The 22,271-nt window shown below is 64.3% G+C and carries 5 protein-coding genes (1 of these 5 only partly in view); 3 read left to right on the forward strand and 2 right to left on the reverse strand.

The window, feature by feature from the left end; genetic code table 11:
- Positions 1 to 17,136: the 5' portion of a non-ribosomal peptide synthase/polyketide synthase gene (locus tag IGX34_RS16620; RefSeq protein ID WP_192556848.1), read on the reverse strand. It extends 2,127 nt beyond the left edge of the window; 17,136 of the gene's 19,263 nt are visible here — the first part of the coding sequence; it begins with the start codon at positions 17,134 to 17,136; its stop codon lies beyond the left edge, outside the window.
- 673 nt (positions 17,137 to 17,809) lie between these two features.
- Positions 17,810 to 18,646 (reverse strand): oxidoreductase, encoded by an 837-nt coding sequence (locus IGX34_RS16625; RefSeq protein ID WP_192556849.1) that lies wholly within the window; start codon positions 18,644 to 18,646, stop codon positions 17,810 to 17,812.
- Between the two features lie 72 nt (positions 18,647 to 18,718).
- Between IGX34_RS16625 and IGX34_RS16630 the strand changes: the two genes are divergently transcribed.
- The 3 genes from IGX34_RS16630 (at position 18,719) to IGX34_RS16640 (ending at position 22,243) form a co-directional block, all read left to right on the forward strand.
- The gene (locus IGX34_RS16630) at positions 18,719 to 19,147 is read left to right on the forward strand and encodes a helix-turn-helix domain-containing protein (protein ID WP_192556850.1); all 429 of its coding nucleotides are present in this window, start codon (positions 18,719 to 18,721) and stop codon (positions 19,145 to 19,147) included.
- Positions 19,148 to 19,248: 101 nt separating this feature from the next.
- Positions 19,249 to 21,009 (forward strand): peptide-N4-asparagine amidase, encoded by a 1,761-nt coding sequence (locus tag IGX34_RS16635; protein WP_192556851.1) that lies wholly within the window; start codon positions 19,249 to 19,251, stop codon positions 21,007 to 21,009.
- Positions 21,010 to 21,106: 97 nt separating this feature from the next.
- The gene (locus IGX34_RS16640) at positions 21,107 to 22,243 is read left to right on the forward strand and encodes an acyltransferase family protein (RefSeq protein WP_192556852.1); all 1,137 of its coding nucleotides are present in this window, start codon (positions 21,107 to 21,109) and stop codon (positions 22,241 to 22,243) included.
- Positions 22,244 to 22,271 lie beyond the last annotated feature (28 nt).

The following is a 22,271-nucleotide window of genomic DNA, read 5'->3' on the forward strand; positions in this document are numbered from 1 at the left end:
CAGCCCCGGCAGAGCCAGCTCGTCCAGCGGCGTGTTGTGCAGGGCTAGCATGACCTGGAACAGCGGCGTGTAGCTGGTATTGCGCTCGGGCTGCAGCACTTCGACCAGTTGCTCGAACGGCACATCCTGGTGGGCGTACGCATCCAGCGTATGCTGGCGCACCTGTTGCAGCAGGGTGTGGAAATCGCCGCCGAGATCGACCTCGGTACGCAGCACCAGCGTATTCACAAAGAAGCCGATCAGCTCTTCGATGTCGCCGCGATGGCGGTTGGCGATCGGCGTACCGATACAGATATCCGTCTGGTCCGCATAGCGGGCCAGCAGCACATTGAATGCCGCGCACAACACCATGAACAGCGTGCTTTGCGTGCTGCTGCCCAGGGCGTGCAGGCGGGATACCAGCACGGCCGGCACGGCAAAGGGCACGCTGGCGCCGGCGTGGCTCGGGCTGGATGGACGCGGCCGGTCGGTGGGCAGCGGCAGCAGGCCGGGACTGCCAGCCAGGCGCTGCTTCCAGTAACGGCGCTGCCGCTCCAGTACTTCGCCGCGCAGCCACTGCCGCTGCCAGTGCGCGAAATCCGCATAGTGAATCGGCAGCTCGGGCAGCGGCGATGGCTGTCCCTGCATAAAGGCCGGATACAAGGCAGCCACTTCCCGCACCACCACACCCATCGACCAGCCGTCGGAAACGATGTGGTGCACGGTAAACAGCAGGATGTGTTCCTGCGCAGCCAGGCGGATCAGGCGAAAACGGATCAGGGGGCCGGTCGCCAGATCGAACGCCTGGCTGACTTCCTCCTGCATCAGCGCGCGCGCCTGCGTTTCGTCCAGGTCGATCACCTCCAGCGGCAGCGACAGGGCCGGCGCAATCACTTGCACCGGTTCATCGCCTACCAGCACAAACGAGGTGCGCAAAGACTCATGCCGCCGCACGATCTCGTTGAGCGTGCGCTCCAGCGCCGCCACCTCCAGACTGCCACGCAAGCGCACTGCCGCCGGGATGTTGTAGATCCCGCGCCGGGATTCGAACTGATCGAGGAACCATAGCCGTTGCTGGGCGAACGACAACGGCAAGGGTCGATCCCGCCCAATGTGCGGGATCGGCGCAGTGTCCTGTCGGCGCTCGCTCTGCGCGATGCAGGCGGCCAGTTCCGCCAGCGTCGGTGCCTCGAATACCGCGCGCAACGGCAAGCCAATCTCAAAAGCTGCGCCGACCCGCGAAACCAATTGCGTCGCCAGCAGGGAATGTCCGCCCAGCTCGAAGAAGTGGTCGTGCCGCCCCACCCGCTCCAGACCCAGCAATTGCTGCCAGATGCTGGCGATGGCCTGTTCTATCTCGCCCTGCGGTGCCTCGTAGGCACGCGTTACCACCGACTGCTGATCCGGTGCCGGCAGGGCTTGCCGGTCCAGCTTGCCGTTCGGCGTCAGCGGCAACTGTTCCAACTGCACGAAGGCGCTGGGCAGCATGTAGTCGGCCAGTTCCCGCGCCAGGCTGTCGCGCAGCGCGGCATTGGACAAGGTTTGTCCGTCGTGCGCGGTGAGATAGGCCACCAGGCGCTTGTCGCCCGGGGTATCTTCGCGGTCGATCACCACGGCTTCGCGTACGCCGGCACAGGCGGCGAGCTTCGCCTCGATTTCACCCAGTTCGATGCGGAAGCCGCGGATCTTGACCTGGAAATCGTTGCGGCCCAGATATTCGATCTCGCCGCCGGGCACCTGCCGCACCACGTCGCCAGTGCGATACATGCGCGCACCCGGCTGCTGCGCATAGGGATCGGACAGGAACCGTTCCTCGGTCAGCGCGGCAAGATGCAGATAGCCGCGCCCCACCCCATCGCCGCCTACATACAGCTCGCCCACGGCGCCTTGCGGCAGCAACTGGCGATGCGGATCGAGCACGTACAGGCGGGTATTGGCGATGGCGCGCCCGATCGGCAGCGTACTGACCGCCACGTGCGGATCCCAGGTGTGGAACGACACCACATCTGATGCCTCGGTGGGACCGTAGGTATTGTGGATCAGCGGTACCCGCGGCAAGCCGCGATACGCATCGTGGATCAGCGCGACCCGGATCGGCTCGCCGCCCAGGAATACCTGGCGCAGCGACGAAAGCCGCCGCACGCCGCCGTCGGCCAGCAGCGGATAGAACGCACTGGGCGCGCAGTTAAGATAGGTAATGCCATGCCGCTCGACATAGTCGCCCGCGCCACTGAGCGCATCTTCGCCGGCCGGCAGATGCAATTGGCCGCCGACCAGCAACACGGAGAAGATATTCTTCTGCGTCAGATCGAAACTGAAGGACGACAGCAACAGCACCTTGTCGTCGGCGCAAAGCCCGAACTGCCGGATATACCAGTGCAGTAGATTGACGAAACCCTGCCGATGCACCATTGCACCCTTCGGGCGGCCGGTGGAGCCGGAGGTATAGATGACGTAGGCCAGATCGGTCGGCGAACCCAACGGCGGCAACGCCGCCATATCGCTGCCATCAGCAACGGCATCCAGCGCATCCACGCTGATGATTTGCGCCGCCATGCCTTGCAGGCGCGATGCCAGCCGCGCCTCGGTCAGCACCATCGCCGGGCACGCATCGCCCAGCATGTGCGCGATACGCGCTTGCGGATACGCCGGATCCAGCGGCACATAGGCGGCGCCCGCCTTTACCACCGCCCATACCGCCAGCACCATCTCGAGCGAGCGTTCGGTATAAATACCGACCAGCGTATCCGGCCCCACGCCCTTGCTGCGCAGGTAAGCCGCAAGCTGATCGGTGCGTTGGCGCAGTTCGCGATAGCTCAGCGAGCGATCCCGATGCACCACCGCCACGGCCTCCGGCGTGCGCGAGGCTTGCAGGTCCAGCAGTTCGCCGATGCCAGTATCGCGCGGATAGGCGGCCTGCGTTTCCCGCCATGCATCGGCGAAGGCCTGCTGCTCGGCCTGGGTCAGCCACTGCAAGTGATGAATACGGCCGCGCGGATCGGAGCAGACCGATTCCAACAGCGTCCGGTAATGCCCGCTCCAGCTGGCGATGGTGGCGCGATCGAACAGGTCGGTGTTGTATTCCAGCACCATCTCCAGGCCGTCGGCGAGCCGGTTCATTTCCAGCTTCAGGTCGAACGCGGCGTGGCTGATGTCGCGCGCATCGTTGTCATGCACCTGCCAGCTCAGCACGTCATCGGTGCTCCAGGCCGCGCGCATGCCTTCGATTTCGTTGTGGAAATTGAGCACCACCTGGGCATACGGGATATACGCACTGCTGTGTTCCTGCAGCACGTGCTGCAGCAGCAGCTCGAACGGCACTTGCCGGTCATGCGCGGCCAGCAGGTTTTCCGCGGCGATATCGAGCAGGTCCATAAAGGACGTGGTTTCATCGATATGCGTGGTCAGCGGCAGGATGTTGATGAAGTTGCCGATCAGTCCTTCGGTACCCGCCGGACGGGCAGCCGATATCACGCCCAGCGACATGTCCTGCTGCCCGCAGTAACGGTGCAGCCAGGCCTGGGTGATTGCCGTCATCGCCATGAACAGCGTGGCATGGCGTTCGTTGGCCAGTGCAGTCAGCCGTTGTACCAGGGATTCCGGCAGATGCATCCGCAAACTTGCGCCACGATGCGTCATCACCGCCTGGCGCGGCCGGTCGGTCGGCAAGGCCAGCAAAGATGGCGCGGCTTTCAGCTGCGCCTGCCAGTAGCGAAGATCCGCTTCCACGCGGCTGCCGGCATATCGGCGCTGTTCCCAGCGCGTGTAGTCGGCGTAATCCACCGGCAGCTCGGGCAAACCGACCGGCAATCCTGTCTTGAAGGCGGCATACGCGCGCGACAGCTCATCCAGCAGAATGCGGATGGACCAGCCGTCGTAAACGATATGGTGAGTCGTCAGCAGCAAAACGTGGCTATGCGCATGGCGGCGCAGCAGACGCGCGCGCAGCAAGGGGCCGTGCGCGACGTCGAACGGCGTCTGGGCTTCCTCTGCCATTACGGCGCGCATATGCGTATCGCCGTCTTCGTCGCCTATATCTTCCACGCGCCAAGGCAATTGCAGGCTCGGATGGATGATTTGCTGCGGAACGCCAGCTTCGCTCGCAAACACCGTACGCAGAATGGCGTGGCGTTCGACCATCCACTGCATGGCCTGCTCAAGTGCGCCGGTATCCAGCGCACCGTGCAGGCTCACCATCATCGCCACGTTGTAGAAGGTGTTGTCCAGCTGATACTGGTCGAGGAACCAGAAGCGCTGCTGCGCAAACGACAGCGGCAGGCTACCGTCGTGAGCCTCATGCACCATTCCCTCATCGGCTTGCACGGCCTGTGGCTGTGCCTGTGTGGCCGCGGCAGCAAGCATGGCCAAAGTTGGCGCATCGAACAGCATCCGCAGCGGCAGCTCAACTCGGCAAGCGGCACGCAGCTGCGCCATCATTTGCACGGCGAGCAGCGAATGGCCGCCCAGCTCGAAGAAGTGATCGTGCCGCCCGACCCGCTCCAGGCCCAGCAAACCTTGCCAGATCGCCGCGATGGCCAGCTCCGTGTCGCCGTGTGGCGCTTCGTAGGCACGCCTCACCACCGCTTGCTGGTCCGGTGCCGGCAACGCCTGCCGGTCCAGTTTGCCGTTGGCCGTCAGCGGCAACTGCTCCAACTGCACGAAGGCGCTGGGCAGCATGTAATCGGCCAGTTCCTTGGCCAGCGCGTCGCGCAATGCCGCCGTCGACAAGGTCGCGCCATCCTGCGCCGTCAGATAGGCCACCAGTCGTTTGTCGCCCGGCACGTCTTCGCGAGCGATCACCACCGCGTCGCGCACATGGGCTTGTCTTGCCAGCTTCGCCTCGATCTCGCCCAGCTCGATGCGGAAGCCGCGGATCTTCACCTGGAAATCGTTGCGGCCAAGATATTCGAGCTCGCCATTGGGCAGCCAGCGACCGAGGTCGCCGCTCTTGTACATGCGCGCCGATCCGTCCTCTGCGAACGGATCGGGCCGGAAACGCTCGGCCGTCAGCTGCGGCCGGTTCCAGTAGCCGCGCGCCACGCCTGCACCACCGACGTAAATTTCGCCCGGCACGCCGACCGGCACCGGCTCGCCGTGGCGATCCAGCAGATACACCCGCAGATCCGGCAGACCGCGACCGATCAGGCTGCCACGGCCAGCTTCGATATCCTCGCGCGTCAGCTCGCGGTACGTCACGTGCACCGTGGTTTCGGTGATGCCGTACATATTGATCAGGCGCGTCCGGGCCGGATCGTTGCGCGCTATCCACGGCAGCAGCGTATGCAGCTCCAGCGCTTCACCCCCGAATATCACATAACGCAGCTGATGCGGCTGCATGTCCTGCGCGGCAATCAGGGCACGGAAAGCGCTCGGCGTCTGGTTCAGCACCGTGACCCGCTCGCGGCACAGCAACGCGTAGAAATCTTTCGGCGAACGTGCGCACAGCGAGGGCACGATCACCAGGCGGCCGCCATAGGCCAGCGCGCCCCACAGTTCCCACACCGAAAAATCGAAAGCGTAGGAATGGAACAGCGTCCATACATCCCGCGAATCGAAGCGGAACGCCGCATCGGTAGTGGCCAGCAGGCGCGTCACCTGCGCATGCTCGACCATCACGCCTTTAGGCTGCCCCGTCGAGCCTGAGGTATAGATCACATAGGCCAATCGAGAAGGATCGAGACCTTCGACTGCCGGATTGTGCACAGGCTGCCCGGCAAAGCTTGATTCGTCATCGAGATACAAGGTCGCCAGCTCCGCCGGCCAGCAAGCCTGCAGCGATGCCTGCGTAAGCAGCAGCACCGGTGCGCTGTCTTCCAGCAGATAGGCCAGCCGCTCGGCCGGATAGGTCGGGTCCAGCGGCACATAGCCGGCGCCGGCCTTGAGAATGCCGAGCACACCGACCACCATCGTCAGGCCGCGCTCCACGCCGAGCGCCACGCGATCATCGGGCTTCACGCCGCGTGCGATCAACGCGTGCGCAAGTGCATTGGCGCGCTCGTTCAATTGCGCATAGGTCAGCGCCTGATCGTCGCAAGTCAGGGCCACGGCATCGGGCTGGCGTTGCGCTTGTTGCTCGAACAGCGCGTGGATCAGCGCAGGTGTGGATGGGGCTTGTTTCGTTGTGCTGAATTCGGCCAGCAGCTGCCCGCGCTCTGCCTCATCCAATAGCGACAGCCGGTCGATCGACTGCCGGGCGTCGGCCGCCATGCCGCGCACCACTTGCGCGAAGTGGCGGGCCATTCGCTCGATCGTGCTCCGCTCGAACAGATCGCTGGCATACGACAATTGGCCGAGCAGATGCTGTCCGGTTTCCTGCAGCGACAAGGTCACGTCGAAGTGAGCTGTCGTGTGTTGCGGCGCCAGCACTTCCGCATGCAAGCCGGGCAAATGCAAGGCATCGCCCGGCGCGTTGTTCATGGCCAGCATGACCTGGAACACCGGACTGTGGCTCAGGCTGCGTGGCGGCTGCAGAATCTCCACCAATTGCTCGAATGGCAGGTCCTGGTGCGTATAGGCTTCCACCAGCTGCGACTTGATGCGCGCGAGCAAGTCCCCGACCGTGGGGGCATCGTCCAGCCGGATCCGCAGTGCCAGGGTATTGACGAAGAAACCCAGCAACGGCTCCAGCTCCTGGCGCTGGCGATTGGCCACCGGCGTACCGATCACCACTTCGCCCTGCCCGCTCCAGTGCGACAGCACGATCGACCACGCCGCCAGCGCAGTCATGAACAGGGTGGTGCCATGCTGCTGGCTGAGCAAGCGCAAGGCCTGCTCGGCCTGGGCTGCAAACGTCCATGTCAGCTGATCGCCGCGATAGCTTTGTGCTGCCGGCCTTGGCCGATCCGTGGGCAGGCTCAGCAAGCTGGGCGCACCGTCGAGTTGCGCCTGCCAGTACGCGGCCTGTGTTTGCAGCAAGGTGCGTTGTGCATCCTCGCGCTGCCACATGGCGTAATCGGCGTACTGGATTGGCAGGCCCGGCAATGGATCCGGGCGGCCGTCGCGGTAAGCGTTGTATAAGGCGCTGACTTCGCGCAGCAATACCGCGGCCGACCAGCCGTCCGAGACGATATGGTGCTGCGTCAGCAGCAGGATGTGATCATCGTCGGCCAGCTGCAGCAGGCGCAGGCGCAGCAAAGGCCCATGCGACAAGTCAAATGGCGCACGCGCTTCATCCAGCGCCAGGCGTTCGGCCTCCTGCGCCGCATCGGCATGTCCGCGCAAATCGTGCAGCAGCAGCGGAACGTGGCTGCTCGCATCGATCACCTGCGCCGCCCGGCCGTCGATCGAAACAAAGCGCGTGCGCAGCACTTCGTGACGCACCACGATGCGCTCGAAGCTTGACTGCAAAGCTTCGACATCCAGTTGCCCGCGCAAACGCAGCCTGCCTGGCATGTGGTAGGCCAGACTTGCAGCCGGATCCAGCTGATGAATAAACCACAGTCGCTGCTGCGCCCATGACAATGGCAGTTCGTCGCGGCGATCAATCGGTGGAATCGCCGCCAGCTGCACCTGCGTACCGTTTGCCGTCGCCTGCGCCAGTGCCTGCAAAGTCGACAACGCGAATAGATCGCGCAAGGGCAGTTCCACGCCCAACTCGGCGCGTATACGCGCCAGCACCTGCACGGCGAGCAGCGAATGGCCGCCCAGCTCGAAGAAGTGATCGTGCCGCCCGACCCGCTCCAGGCACAGCAAATCTTGCCAGATCGCCGCGATGGCCAGCTCCGTGTCGCCGTGTGGCGCTTCGTACGCGCGTGTCACCACTGCTTGCTGATCCGGCGCCGGCAAGGCGTACCGGTCCAGCTTGCCATTGGCCGTCAACGGCAACTGTTCCAATTGCATGAAGGCGCTGGGCAGCATGTAGTCGGCCAGTTCCCTGGCGAGGGCATCACGCAATGCCGCCGTCGACAAGGTCGCGCCATCCTGCGCCGTCAGATAGGCCACCAGACGCTTGTCGCCCGGCACGTCTTCGCGAGCGATCACCAGCGCGTCGCGCACACCGGGCTGCCTGGCCAGCTTCGCCTCGATCTCGCCCAGCTCGATGCGGAAGCCGCGGATCTTCACCTGGAAATCGTTGCGGCCCAGGTATTCGAGCTCGCCATTGGATAGCCAGCGGCCCAAGTCACCGCTCTTGTACATCCGTGACTGCGCCCCGCCGACAAAGGGATCGCAGAGAAAACGCTCGGCCGTCAGCTGTGGCCGGCCCCAGTAGCCGCGCGCCACGCCCGCACCGCCGACATAAATTTCGCCCGGCATACCGACCGGCACCGGCTCGCCGTGGCGATCCAGCAGATACACCCGCAGATCCGGCAGGCCGCGACCGATCAGGCTGCCACGGCGGGCTTCGATGTCCTCGCGCGTCAGCTCGCGGTACGTCACGTGCACCGTGGTTTCGGTGATGCCGTACATATTGATAAGACGCGTCCGCGCCGGATCGTTGCGCGCTATCCACGGCAGCAGCGTATACAGCTCCAGCGCTTCGCCCCCGAAAATCACATAACGCAGCTGATGCGGCTGCATGTCCTGCGCGGCAATCAGGGCACGGAAGGCGCTCGGCGTCTGGTTCAGCACCGTGACCCGCTCGCGGCACAGCAACGCGTAAAAATCTTTCGGCGAACGTGCGCACAGCGAGGGCACGATCACCAGGCGGCCGCCATAGGCCAGCGCGCCCCACAGTTCCCACACCGAGAAATCGAAAGCGTAGGAGTGGAACAGCGTCCATACATCGCGCGAATCGAAGCGGAACGCCGCATCGGTAGTGGCCAGCAGGCGCGTCACCTGCGCATGCTCGACCATCACGCCCTTGGGCTGACCGGTGGAGCCGGAGGTGTAGATCACATAAGCCAGATTGTGGGCTGCCAGTCCCACAACGACCGGGTCGTGCGTGGGCTGGGCGGCGAAGCTCGACTCGTCATCGAGATACAGCGTCGCCAGCTCCTTGGGCCAGCAAGCCTGCAGCGATGCCTGGGTAAGCAGCAGCACCGGCGCACTGTCTTCCAGCAAATAGGCCAGTCGCTCGGCCGGATAGGTGGGATCCAGCGGCACATAGCCGGCGCCGGCCTTGAGAATGCCAAGAATGCCGACCACCAGCGCCAGGCCACGCTCCACGCCGAGCGCCACGCGATCGTCGGGTTTCACGCCGCGCGCGATCAACGCATGCGCGAGGCGGTTGGCGCGTTCGTTCAATTGCGCATACGTAAGCGATCGCTCTTCGTCATTCAGCGCGACGGCATCGGGCGATCGCCGTACCTGCTGCTCAAACAGAGTGTGGATCAAGGCTTCTGAAGGCAGCGACGAGGACGTCAGCGCACTGAATTCGACCAGCAGCTGCCTGCGCTCTGCGTCGTCCAGCAGCGGCAGGCGCTCGACCGGCCGCTGCACGTCGACAGTCATGCCACGCAGCAGTGCAACGAATTGCCGTGCCATGCGCTCGATGCTGGCGTGCTCGAACAGATCCGTGCTGTATTCAAAATCGCAGGCCAGCTCGCCAGCCGTTTCGGTAACCGCCACGGTCAGATCGAACTTGGCGGTGCCGTTGTGGACCGGCAGAACTTCCGCTTCGACTTGCGCCAGGGCCAGATCGTCGGCACTGGCGTTCTGCAGCACCAGCATGACCTGGAACAGCGGCGAATGCAGGTCGTGCCTGGCACGATCCAGCGATGCGACGACCTGATCGAACGGCACCTCCTGGTTGGCGTAAGCATCGAGCGCTACGTTACGTGCGTGCCGCAGCAGGCTCGCCACGCTCTGGCTGCCGTCCGCATCGATGCGCAGCACCAGGGTGTTGACGAAAAATCCGATCACATCGTCCAGCGCCACATGCTGGCGATTGGCGACCGGCGTACCGATGCAGATTTCGTTCTGGCCGGCATAGCGCGACAACAGCGCCGCCAGGCCTGCCGCCAACCCCATGAACAAACTCGCCTCGGTCTGTTGCAGCAGCAGCTTCAGGCTGTGCGTCACCGCCTTGGGCACTACGCAACGCACGATGCCGCCGCGATGGCTGGGGGCGGCTGGACGCGGGTAGTCCGTCGGCAACGGCAGCGCTGCCGGCGCGTTGTGCAGACGCTGTTGCCAATACGCCAGTTGCGGCTCGAATGCACCCTGCTCGGCGCGGCGGCGCTGCCAATGGGCAAAGTCCGCATATTGCAACGGCAGCTCGCGCAGCGGCGACGGCCGGTTCTGCCGATGCGCGTTGTAGAGCGCGCTCAGCTCGCGATTGAAAACGCCCAGCGACCAGCCATCGGCAATGATGTGATGCGCACTGATCAGCAAAACATGCTGTGCGGCATGTTCCCGCAGCAGCGTAAGCCGGAGCAGCGGCGGTGCATTCAGGTCAAAACCCTGGCGTGCCTCCTGTTCGATCCAGCTTTGCAGCGTACCGTTTTCGTTGCCGGACAGATCAACGACACGCAAACTCAGCGGCGCCGCATCCGCCAGCTCCTGCATGACCGTGCCGCCCGTCTCGACGAAATACGTACGCAAGCCTTCCTGCCTGGCGGCGAGATCGGTCAGGGCTGCCTGCAGCGCAGGCAGCTCCAGCGCACCGCGTAGCCGCACGGCATGCGTCACGGTGTAGACGGGTTGCCCACCGCCGAGTTGCTCGATAAACCACAGGCGCTGCTGCGCAAACGATGCCGGCGTCGCGGATGGACGCGGCATGCGCACCAGCGGCAGCTCCGTCTCGCCTGGCGCTATGCCAGCCTGGTCTTGGATATGCGCCGCCAGCGCGGCCAGCGTCGCATGTTCGAACAGCGCTTTCAGCGGCACATCCACTGACAAGCTTGCGCGCAGCTTGGCCGCCACCTGGGTGGCCAGCAGCGAATGGCCGCCCAGTTCGAAGAAATGATCGTGCCGCCCGACCGGCGTTACGCCAAGCAGCCCGCCCCAGATGGCCGCGATGGCTTGCTCCGCTTCACCCTGCGGCGCTTCGTACTGGTGCGTGACGACGGCATCGCGATCCGGTGCCGGCAGCGCCTGGCGATCCAGCTTGCCGCTCGGGGTCAGTGGCAGCGCATCCAGCACCACAAAGGCCGATGGCAGCATGTAGTCGGGCAACTGGCCGGACAGGCTCGCGCGCAGGTCCGCGAGCAGCTGGTTGCTGTTTTCGCGTTGCGCCGGCCGGGTGCTGAGTTCGTCCAGCGGACGCGGTTCGCGCGATGCGGCGTAGGTATCGGTATACGCGCGCTGGCCTGCCGGTACGAACAGCACATCCCACTCGCCGCGCTGGAATGTTTTGCCGTGCGGCGCGGACCAGGTGACGATCGCCTCCAGCTCCAGGACGGCAGCCAGTGCGTGCCACGCTTCCGGATGCGGCAACGCTGCATCGGACGGGCGTTGCAGCATCGCCACGACCTCATCCAGCGGTCGACCCTGCTCGAATGCCTGTACCGCTTCGGTTTCGCTGGCCAGATGGTGGTTGGGCACGCCACACAGGCGCAGGCCGGCAAATGCCGGAGTCTGCAGATGCGATCGCAGGGATGCGACGTCGACCACCTCTGCGCCCCAGTGCAATCGCGGCAAAGCAGCCAGCGATGCAGCACCTGCACTGGCGTCACCCAGCGCCTGCTTGTGCACCACCACGTCGTAGCGATAGCGGCTCAATTCGTTGGCAAAATGTCCGCGCTTGACGCGGATATCGACGCCGGCCATGCCGTCGATACGCGCGGGCAAGCTTGCGAAGAAATCGGGATCGAATATCAGTTCCTGTTCCAGCCGCAGTTCCCGCTCGATCGCCGAGCGGAGCGCAGCCGCATCTGCACCGCTATCGGCGCGAGCCAGCTGGATGGCCGTGGTCAGGCACGGCAGCAACGGGAGGTTACGGATATCGCCCAGGAACAGCGCGCCGCCCGGCGCCAGCAGATCCATGGCTTGGCGCACTACGGCCAGCATGTAGTCGGCGCTGGGAAAGTACTGCGCCACCGAGTTGATGACGATCACATCGAAGTGTTGCCGCGGCAGGTTGCCGCTGCTGTGGGCCGGCTGGCAATGCAGGCTGACCCGCGGGGCGATATCTGCTTGCCGCTCGACCTGTGCCGACAGCCGCGCTATCGCCTCGGCCGAAAGGTCGGTGCCGCAATAACTTTCACAATGCGGCGCCAGGTGCGCCAGGATCAAGCCGGAACCGCAGCCGATTTCCAGCACGTGCCGCGGCTGCAAGGCAAGAATGCGCGCCACCGTGGCATCGCGCCACTCGCGCATCTGTTCCAACGGAATGGGCTGGCCGTCGTAGCTGCTGTTCCAGGTGCGAAAATCTTCGCCGAACGACACCTCCAGCGTCTTGCCGTATTCCGCCTGGTACAGCTGGCGCCACTGCTCGACGCGACGATCGTCCCAGTCGGTCTCTTCGTGCTGGGCTTGCTGGTGCTGCACCACATAGGCGACCAGGCGCTTGTCGCCGGAGGTTTCTTCGCGGGCGATCACTACCGCTTCGCGGATCGCCGGATGTTCGAGCAGACGAGCCTCGATTTCGCCCAGCTCGATACGCAAGCCGCGCAGCTTCACCTGGAAGTCATTGCGGCCCAGGTATTCAATTGCGCCATCCGCGCGCCAGCGCCCGAGGTCGCCGGTCTTGTACAGGCGGCCGCTGCCGAAGGGATTGGCCACAAAGCGCTCTTCGGTCAAGGCCGCGCGATGCAGATAACCGCGTCCGACCTGCACACCGCCGATATACAGTTCGCCGGCAACGCCGATCGGTACCGGCTGCATGCGCGCATCGAGCACATACATCTGCGTATTGGCGATCGGGCGGCCGATCGGCACGATCGTGCCGGGCTCCATGCACGGCCAATAGGTGACATCGACCGCCGCTTCGGTGGGTCCATACAGATTATGCAGGGCCACGCCCGGCAGCTTCTGCAGAAAGCGGTTCTGCAACACCGGCGGCAGCGCTTCGCCGCTGCACAGCACGTGGCGCATGCGGCTGCAGCCGGACAGATCGTCCTGGTCCAGGAACACCTGCAGCATGGACGGCACGAAGTGCGCCACGGTGATGCCGGCCTCCGCGATCCGCTGCGCCAGATACGCCGGCGACTGATGGCCGCCGGGCCGCGCCAACACCAATTGCGCACCGGCCAGCAGCGGCAGGAAGAATTCCCAGACCGATACGTCGAAGGCATACGGCGTCTTCTGCAGCACCCGATCGCTGGCATCGAGTGCGAACTGCTGCTGTGCCCAGCGCAGACGGTTCACCACGCCGTCGTGCTGGTTCATGGCCCCTTTGGGCTGTCCAGTCGAGCCGGAGGTGTAGATCACGTAGGCCAGATGATCGGGACGCAGGCCCAGGGCCTGCGGATCGGGATTGTGATCGGGCTGACTCGACAGCGCAGCGGGATCGTCCAGCCACAACATAGGTACATCGATCACGGGCAGCCGGTCGCGCAACGCGTGGCTGGACAGCACCATCCGCGGCTGGCTGTCGGCCAGCATGTAGCTGACCCGCTCCGGCGGGTAATCCGGATCGACCGGCACGTATGCGCCGCCTGCTTTCAGAATGCCGAGCAAGCCCACCACCATCGCGATGCTGCGCTCCACGCAGAGGGCAATCCGGTCGTCCGACTGGATACCCTGCGCGATCAAGACATGCGCAAGCTGGTTGGCACGCTGGTTCAGGCTGCGGTAGCTGAGCTGTTCGTGCTCGCCGATCAGGGCGATCGCGTCGGGCTGCTGTGCGGCCGTCGTCTCGAACAGCTGATGCACCAGCGACGCGGCCGGCCAGCGCTGCGCCGTGGCGTTGAAGGTCTCCAGCACCTGCTCGCGCTCGCCGGCATCCAGCAGCGCAAATTCGTCGATGCGGGCGTCGGGCGATTCGGCGATGCCGTGCAGCACCTGCTGCAGATGCCTGCCCCAGCGCCGCATGCTCGCCGCGTCGAACAGGTCGGTGCTGTATTCGAACACCACGTCCAGACCGCCCTGCCGCTCGTGCACATCCAGCAGCAGGTCGAAGGCCGTATGCGCGACCCCGGCGGCCCAGCGGCCGTCGAACTGCAGCGACTGATCCAGCCCATGCTGGCGTGCCCCGCCCTGATGCTCGAGCTCGCTATGGAAGTTCAGCACTACCTGCGCATACGGCGTGTAGGCCGCATGCCGCTCGCGCGCCAGCCGGTTGAGAATCAGCTCGAACGGCAGCTGCTGTTCGTACGCCGACAATACTTCCCGGGTGGTGGCCGCCAGCACGTCGGCAAATGCTTGGCCGGCGCCGAACTGCGCGCGCAAGGGCACCACGTTGACGAAGGCGCCGATCACCTGCTCCGTCTTCGCCGGACGGTTCGCCGACAGCATGCTGATGCAGATATCGTCCTGGCTGCAGTAGCGATGCAGCAGGATCTGCACCGCGGACGTCAGCGCCATGAACAAGGTTGCATTGCGCTGGCTGGCCTGCTCGGCCAGGCGCCGCACCAGCGCGGCAGGAAGGTGCACGGTATGCGTCGCGCCGCGATACGACATCGACGCCGGACGCGGGCGGTCGGTGGGCAGCGCCAGCAGCGGCGATGCACCGCGCAGATGCTCGGCCCAATAAGCCAGATGCGTCTGGATGTTCTGCTCGCCGTAGCGACGCCGCTCCCATTGCGTGTAGTCGGCGTAGCTGACCGGCAGCGCGGGCAACGCCGGCGGCTGAGCCGCCTTGCACGCCGTATAGGCCTGCGTAAGTTCGTCGATCAGCACGCCGACCGACCAGCCGTCGTGGACGATGTGATGCAGGGTCAGCAGCAGCACGCGCAGCTCTGCGCCGATCTTCAGCAAGTGCGCGCGAATCAGCGGCCCGTGGACCAGGTCGAAGGGCTTGCGCGCCTCGTCCATCATCAGCTGGCGGATCTGCGCATCGGCCGCATCGGCATCGAGCTCACCGGCATCCGATACCTGCAGCGGCCATGCCAAGGCCGGCAATACGCGTTGGACAGGTACGCCATCGGCCACCGGAAATACGGTGCGCAGTGCCGCATGCCGCTGCACCATCGCATCCAGTGCCTGCCGCAGCGCAGGAAGCGCCAGCTCACCCGCCAGCCGCATGGCCACCGGCACGGCATAAAACGCATTGGCCGGCTGGTATTGATCGAGGAACCAGAAGCGCTGCTGCACGAACGACAGCGGCAAGTCACCGTGCTGCGGCAACGCCAGCAGCTCGTCGGCGATCGCCTCGCGCGGCTGCAACGTGTCGATCACCGCTGCCATCGCTGCGACATTGGGCGCTTCGAACAATGCACGCAACGGCAGGTCCACGCGAAATTCCGTGCCCACGGCGGCGACCAGCTGTGCCGCAAGCAAGGAATGGCCGCCCAGACGGAAGAAGTTGTCCGACGCCGACAAGGCCGGATTGCCGAAGACACTGCGCCACAGTTCGAGCAGGCGCATCCCGGTCGCTGTCTGCGGCAACGTGTCTGTCGCGGCCGGGGCGTCTTCCTGGTCGACACTCCAGGACCAGATGCTGTCGAACTCGCCCGCCAGATGCATCTGACGGCAGCGCACGCGCTGGATCTTGCCGCTCGATGTGCGCGGCAAATGTCCCGGCCTGACCAGCACCACCGCGGCGAGATCGAAAATCTCGTGTTGTTCGGCGATATCGGCACGCAGCCGGGCCACCAGGCTTTCGGTTTCCAGCCGGCGCCGGCTTTCCACTTCCTGCACGATCACCAACTGGGCCGTATCGCCCTCTTCCAGCGAAAAAGCGGCGCAGCCGTTGGCCCGGAACGCCGGCGACGCACGCTCGACGGTGATCTCCACATCCTGCGGATAGATATTGCGTCCGCTGAAAATCATCACTTCCTTGCTGCGCCCGGTGATGAACAACTCGCCTTCGCTCACAAAGCCGACATCGCCAGTGCGCAGCCAGGTGCGCTCGTCATCCTTCATGCTGGCGCGGAACGTCTGCTCCCGTGCAGCTTCATCCTGCCGCCAGTAGCCTTGTGTCACCGCCGGGCCGCTCAGCCATACCTCGCCGACCTGCCGGTCGCCTTGCCGCTCCAGCGTCAACGGATCGACCACGGCCAGATCGTGCAGCGCTTCGTGCGTGCGGCCCACCGACACAATGTGCACGGTATCCTGCGGCCGGTCGCCCGGCACGATGCGCCCCGCTTCCAGCGCCGCTTTGCTGATGCACGCGACATCCGGCAAGGTGCCCGCGGCGCGATGCATATTGGCGGTAGCCAACAGGACGAATTCCGCCATGCCGTAAGACGGCATCATCGACTCGCGGCGAAAACCGTAGGGCGCAAATTTGTCGGCGAACTGGGCGACCGACTCGAAGCGGATACGCTCGGCGCCGTTCATGGCCACGTCCAGGCAGGCCAGGTCGAGCCCTTGCATCTGGGCGTCGGAAATCTTGTCGACGCAGAGCTGGAAGGCAAAATTCGGCGCACCGGTAAGACGGGCGCGATAGCGGGAGATCAGCCGCAGCCAGCGCACCGGGCTCATCATGAAGGCGGCCGGCGGAAACTGCACACTGTGTGCACCGGCGAACACCGGCATGATGATCGCGCCGATCAGGCCGAAGTCATGATGCGGCGGCAGCCAGAACACGAAGGTTTCGCCACAGCGCACATCGAACATCTGCTGAAACAGCCGCAGATTGGCCAGCAGATTGTGGTTCGCCACCATTACGCCCTTGGGCGCGCCGGTGGAGCCGGAGGTGTACTGCAGAAACACGATATCCGACGCTTGCGCCGCGGGCGGCACCCATGCCGATTCGTCGCCCTCGGCATCGTCGGTCGACAACCACGACATCTGCCGCAGGATGTCGTCGTTCGGATCGCCCTCTTCCACCTTCGTCACACCGTCGCGGATACGCGCCAGGGTGAGTGCGGCGGCCGGCTGCGAATCGGCGGCCATCAGGCGCAGGCGCGGCAAGGTGCGCCGATTTGCCGGCGGCAAGGCCGGCACGGCGGTAACGCCGGCATAGACGCAGGCATAGAACGCAACGATGTAATCGAGGCTGGGCGGATAAACCAGCAGCACCCGGTCGCCGGGCTGGGTGATTTGCTGCAGGCGCGCGGCGAGCTTGCGCGCGGCCAAGTCCAGTTCGGCATAGCTCAGCACGCCGCTGACCTGATCGCCGTCGTCCAGATAAGTAAAGGCGGGGCTGTTGGCGGTACCCGATGCGGCAGAAGCGCGATAACGAATTACATCAAATAACGTCAATACATCCGGTATCGACTGGCAATTCATGATTATCCCTCATCTCAACGGTGCTTCTTGCGGAAATACGCGTCCTGGTCGCGACGAAGGACGCAACAACACTACATATTAATTTGGGAATATGGATGTAATGTTCTTCCCTGAATACTTGCGACGCGATGTCGCACGCATTGCGACACGATAAGATGTGCGACGGGGTATTTAGCAATAATCCGTGCCGGATAACAGTGGCATTATTCACGTTCTATCGAACGTCCGCCACCCTGGGGCGGTGCCGTGCATGCCAGCCTGACACCCGGCGACAAAGCACGGGTCGGGCGTTTGTTTCTGTGAGGTGAAATAGGCGCGCATGAATTTCCGTCCATCAGGAAATTACGATGCGCTGCGGTGCCATTTTTTTGCTTGGCTACTTTTGTAAAAGCAGCGCACCACCGCTCAATTCAAAAGCCTTCAACCGACCTCACCGTCATCCCAGCGAAAGCTGGACAAGCGCTTGTGTGCTGAACGTCCGAAGGACGGCCCGAAGGGTGAACAAAGCGAATCATCCAGCGCCTCCGGTGTAGAAAGACACTGGATCCCAGCTTTCGCTGGGATGACGCATCCGTGCACCATGACTAATTGATGGCCATTCTGACAAAGCCAACCATCTAAGCCCACACGCAGTCATTCCGTGGCATCACGATGAGGCGCTTGCCGCCAGCCCTCACCCGGCTCCCGCCAGCGACTTCTCGATCCGGCGCATGAAGCCATCAAACGCACGATCACTCAGCCAGCGGCGCAAGAACAGAATCATCCTGGCGCCCCCGCCGGTGGCGTAGCGCGTGCGCGGACGGGATGCGCGCAACGCGCGCGCAATCGTGCCGGCAACCACTTCCGGCGGCGACACCATGGACGATGTATCGGCTGCCGCCAGCATGCGTGCATGCCTGTTGGCCTGTTCGGCGTATGCGGTGCCGCCCGAATAGCGCAGCAACGCTTCGCGCGCAATGCCGCTCCACTCGGTTCGAATGGCGCCAGGCTCCACCACCACGACATCGATGCCGAACGGAGCCACTTCCATGCGCAGGCAATCGCTCAATCCTTCCACCGCGAACTTGGTTGCGTGATACCAGCTGCCCAACGGCTCGTGCATCTTGCCGCCGATCGAAGTGATATTGACGATGGTGCCCGCGCGCCTGGCGCGCATCAGCGGAAGGCACAACTGGATCAGGCGTGCCAGGCCAAACACATTCACTTCGAACTGTCGGCGCCCTTCTTCCAGCGGCACATCTTCCAGCGCGCCGTAGGAACCGTAGCCGGCGTTATTGATCAGCGCATCCAGGCGACCGTCACGCTGAGCAATCGTCTCCACCGCCTGGATGATCGAGGCATCGTCGGTCAGGTCCAGCGGCAGCACCTGCACGCCGGCGGCGGACAGGCCGCTCATGCGATCCAGTCGCCGCGCCGCCGCATAGACCTTGTATCCATCCGCCACGAGGCGACGCGCCGTCGCTTCGCCTATGCCCGACGATGCGCCGGTAATCAGCACTGTTTTGGTCATGACCCGTCACCTGGTTGCTTGCGAGGGATCAGTCTAAACTAGGGTGTATACGCCCTAGTCAAGAGTCCCGCCATGCTGATTGCCGAATTCTGCCGGCGCGCCGAGCTGACCCGCGATGCGGTACGCCTGTACGTGAAACTTGGACTGCTCAAACCCGGCACAGGGGCTATAGGCAGCAATCGCTATCAGCATTTTGATGAGACCGACGTGGATCGTGCCGCGCTGATCAAAGTCGGCCAGCAGCTCGGCTTTACGCTGAAACAGATTGCCGCCTTGAACCGGGAATACGAGGCCGGCGGCATGGATCGCACGCGCCGGCTGGCCGTGATGCAGGCGCAGTTGGCGCAGGTGCAAGCCAAGGCCGCGCAGCTGGGCAGCCTGCAAACCTATCTGCACGCAAAAATCGCCTGGATCGAAGCGGGCGAATGCGGCGACGAACCTTCGTTCTGCGGTCTGGCCGCAGTCACCCGCATCCTCGGCAGCCAGCAGCAAGCGGCTTGAAGCAGGCCATCCTCATACCTCAGTGCCACTGACCCTCGCCAGCGGGCGCCATCCCGTGCATGCTTGCCGACAACGTTTCAAGCAACGGCAGGATGATCCACATGCACCACCTGATTCGCCCGGGCCTGGCCCTTGCACTGGCGCTGCCGAGCACGCTCGCCTTCGCCCAGACAGCACCCGCCGTAGGCGATCGCGGTGTCGCCATCGCCGATGCACCGGTGCCGCGCCCGGAAGGCACGCCCTGCGTGGCCAAGCTGTATACAGATGTCGCATTCGACGATCACGGCGAAGCCACTTCGCGCGCCGCGAAGCCGCGTGAGTGGCGCTATGCCCCGCCTGCGCAATGCGCCGGGCCATGGTCGAAGGTGGTGCTGGAAGCGGATTTCTCGGTAACTGCCGGACGCCAGTACGACCGCACGGTCAGTCTGTGGCTCAAGGGTGTGAACCTGTTCTATGGCACCACCCAGGAACCGGGTGCCAAGGTCAGTCCCCACTGGCACGTCGAGCGCGACGTCACCGATTATGCCGGCCTGTTCCAGGATGCCGGGCATGGCCAGACGGTGCTCAACAACTGGATCGACGCCACGCGTACTGGCGTGATCCAGGGCAGCGCGCGGCTGGTGTTCTATCCGGCCACGGCAACCAGCAAGGCCGCCGCGCCCGCCGATCTCGCCATCGGCCTGGTCGGCGACAGCGATGGGCATCCGGTGGATGTGCAGAACGGCAATGAAGCGCTCTCGCGCAGCGTCACCTTGCCGCGCAATGTCGAACACATCGTGCTGGACCTGATTGCGCAAAGCCAGGCCGTGGACGAGCAGTGGTACATGTGCATCGACGATGCCGATATGGAACCCACCCGCGAATTTTCGCTCGGGCCGCCCAATGCCGGCGATCCGCTGGAACAGTGCCCAGGCGGCAATTTCCGCGAAGTGGCGGTAAGCATCGATGGCCAGCCGGCGGGCCGCGCACCGGTCTACCCCTGGACGTATACCGGCGGCGTGGACCCCAATCTGTGGCGGCCCACCACCGACATCCAGACGCTCAACTTCACGCCGTACCGCGTGGACCTGACGCCCTTCGCCGCCCTGCTGGACGATGGCAAGCCGCACACCGTGGCAGTGCGTGTGCTGGGCGCGCACGACTTCTTCAGCCTCGCCGGCAACCTGTTGGCCTGGCGCGATCATGGCCGCGCGGTGCTCGCCGGCCAGCTCACGCAAAACACGCTGGCCAGCCAGCAAAGCGAGCAGCCACCCGTACAGCGCCATTTTGAGCACGGTGCCGACGGCACGCTGCATGGCGAGGTCGACACGGTGCAGAACGGCCAGTATGTGATTGCCGGCGAACTGCAGACCTCGCACGGCAAGGTCGTCACGCGCGTCGAGCAGCAGGCGAATTTTGCCAATCGCCAGGGCTTCGACCATCCATCGAAGGAGATCTACAACCAGCGCATTGCCATGCATACGCAAGTGGTCGATGACGTGCGCACCACCACGGCGACCGGCACCATGCAGTACACGCACCGCCTCGAATATCCGCTGCAGATCGAGGTACGCAAACAGGTGCGCGCGAACGGCGACTTCACCGCCGATATCACCATGCAACAGGGTTATCTGAGCAAGATCCAGCGCACGCAGGATGGTCACGCCGGCTTCTGGTCCACGCTGGACAACCACCTGGTCAGCCACAGCAACACCGACTTCAATGCCGGCGGCACCGGCATCACCGGTTCGCGCGGGCAGCACGGGGAGCAGTCGTACCGCTTCAGCGACTCGCTGGGCCATTGCTATGCGCGTCGGGTGGAAACGCGCGATCAGGCGGTGACGGCGGTCGAGTCGGACCAGACCTGCCCGCTCACGCTTTAATCGCCAGCCGGCGAGCGCCGCCGCGAAGGCCGCTCGTCCGGCATGAGCATGCGCTGCTCGTTCTCACTTCGCCAGCTTCCAGGAAGGCGCATCATCCATGCATAGTTCTTCGTCCAGTGGCATGCATAGCAAGAACCATTACCTGATACTCGACGGACTACGCGGGGTGGCATCGCTGATAGTGGTGATGTTTCATATCTGCGAGGCGTATTCGCCCGAGCACCCGCTCACCCAGTTGATCAATCACGGCTATCTTGCCGTCGACTTCTTCTTCCTGCTCTCCGGCTTCGTGATTGCCTATGCGTATGACGACCGCTGGCACACGCTGACCATCCGCGAATTCTTCAAGCGCCGACTGATCCGCCTGCAGCCGATGGTGGTGATGGGCATGAGCATCGGGGCGGCCTTGTTCTATTTTCAGGCGGGTGCCGCATTCCCCTTGATCGCCCACACGCCAGTCTGGCTGATGCTGGCGGTGATGCTGCTGGGCTATACGCTGCTGCCGCTGCCCATGTCGCTGGACATTCGTGGCTGGGGCGAAATGCATCCGCTCGACGGGCCGGCCTGGTCGCTGTTTTTCGAATACATCGCCAACATTCTCTATGCCCTCGGCTTGCGCAAGTTGCCGAACTGGGCCCTGTGGGTGTTGGTGACGCTCGCTGCCGCTTTCCTGGTGCAGCTGGCGGTATTCGGCAAGCAAGGGGACGTGATCGGCGGCTGGTCGATCGATGCCGAGCAGTTGCATATCGGCTTCGCCCGCCTGCTGTTTCCTTTTCTTGCCGGCATGCTGCTGATGCGGCTTGGCATGCGCGTGCCTATCAGGGGCGCCTTTGCGCTCTGCAGCGTGCTGCTGATCGTTGCGCTGGCGCTGCCCCGTTTCGGCGGCGCGGACCGACTGTGGCTCAATGGCTTGTACGAGTCTGCCTGCGTGATCCTGGTGTTCCCCGCCATCGTGGCGATAGGCGCCGGGGCGCAGCTTCAGCAAGGCTTGTCCACGCGTATCGCCAAGTGGTTCGGCGACCTTTCCTATCCGCTGTATATCACCCACTACCCGCTGATCTACATCTATACGCAGTGGGTCAGCAGCCATAACCAGACGACGCCGGCAGCGCACGTCATGGCGGTGGGCGTCATGGTACTGATCGCAAGCATCGCCATGGCCTATGCATGCCTGAAGTTCTACGACGAACCAGTGCGACGCTGGCTCGCCGGCAGATTCCTCAAGCGCGGCTGAGCGGTCGATAGTCCACCGCGCCCCCGAA

This window comes from Dyella acidiphila, assembly GCF_014863405.1.
Lineage (GTDB): Bacteria > Pseudomonadota > Gammaproteobacteria > Xanthomonadales > Rhodanobacteraceae > Dyella_B > Dyella_B acidiphila.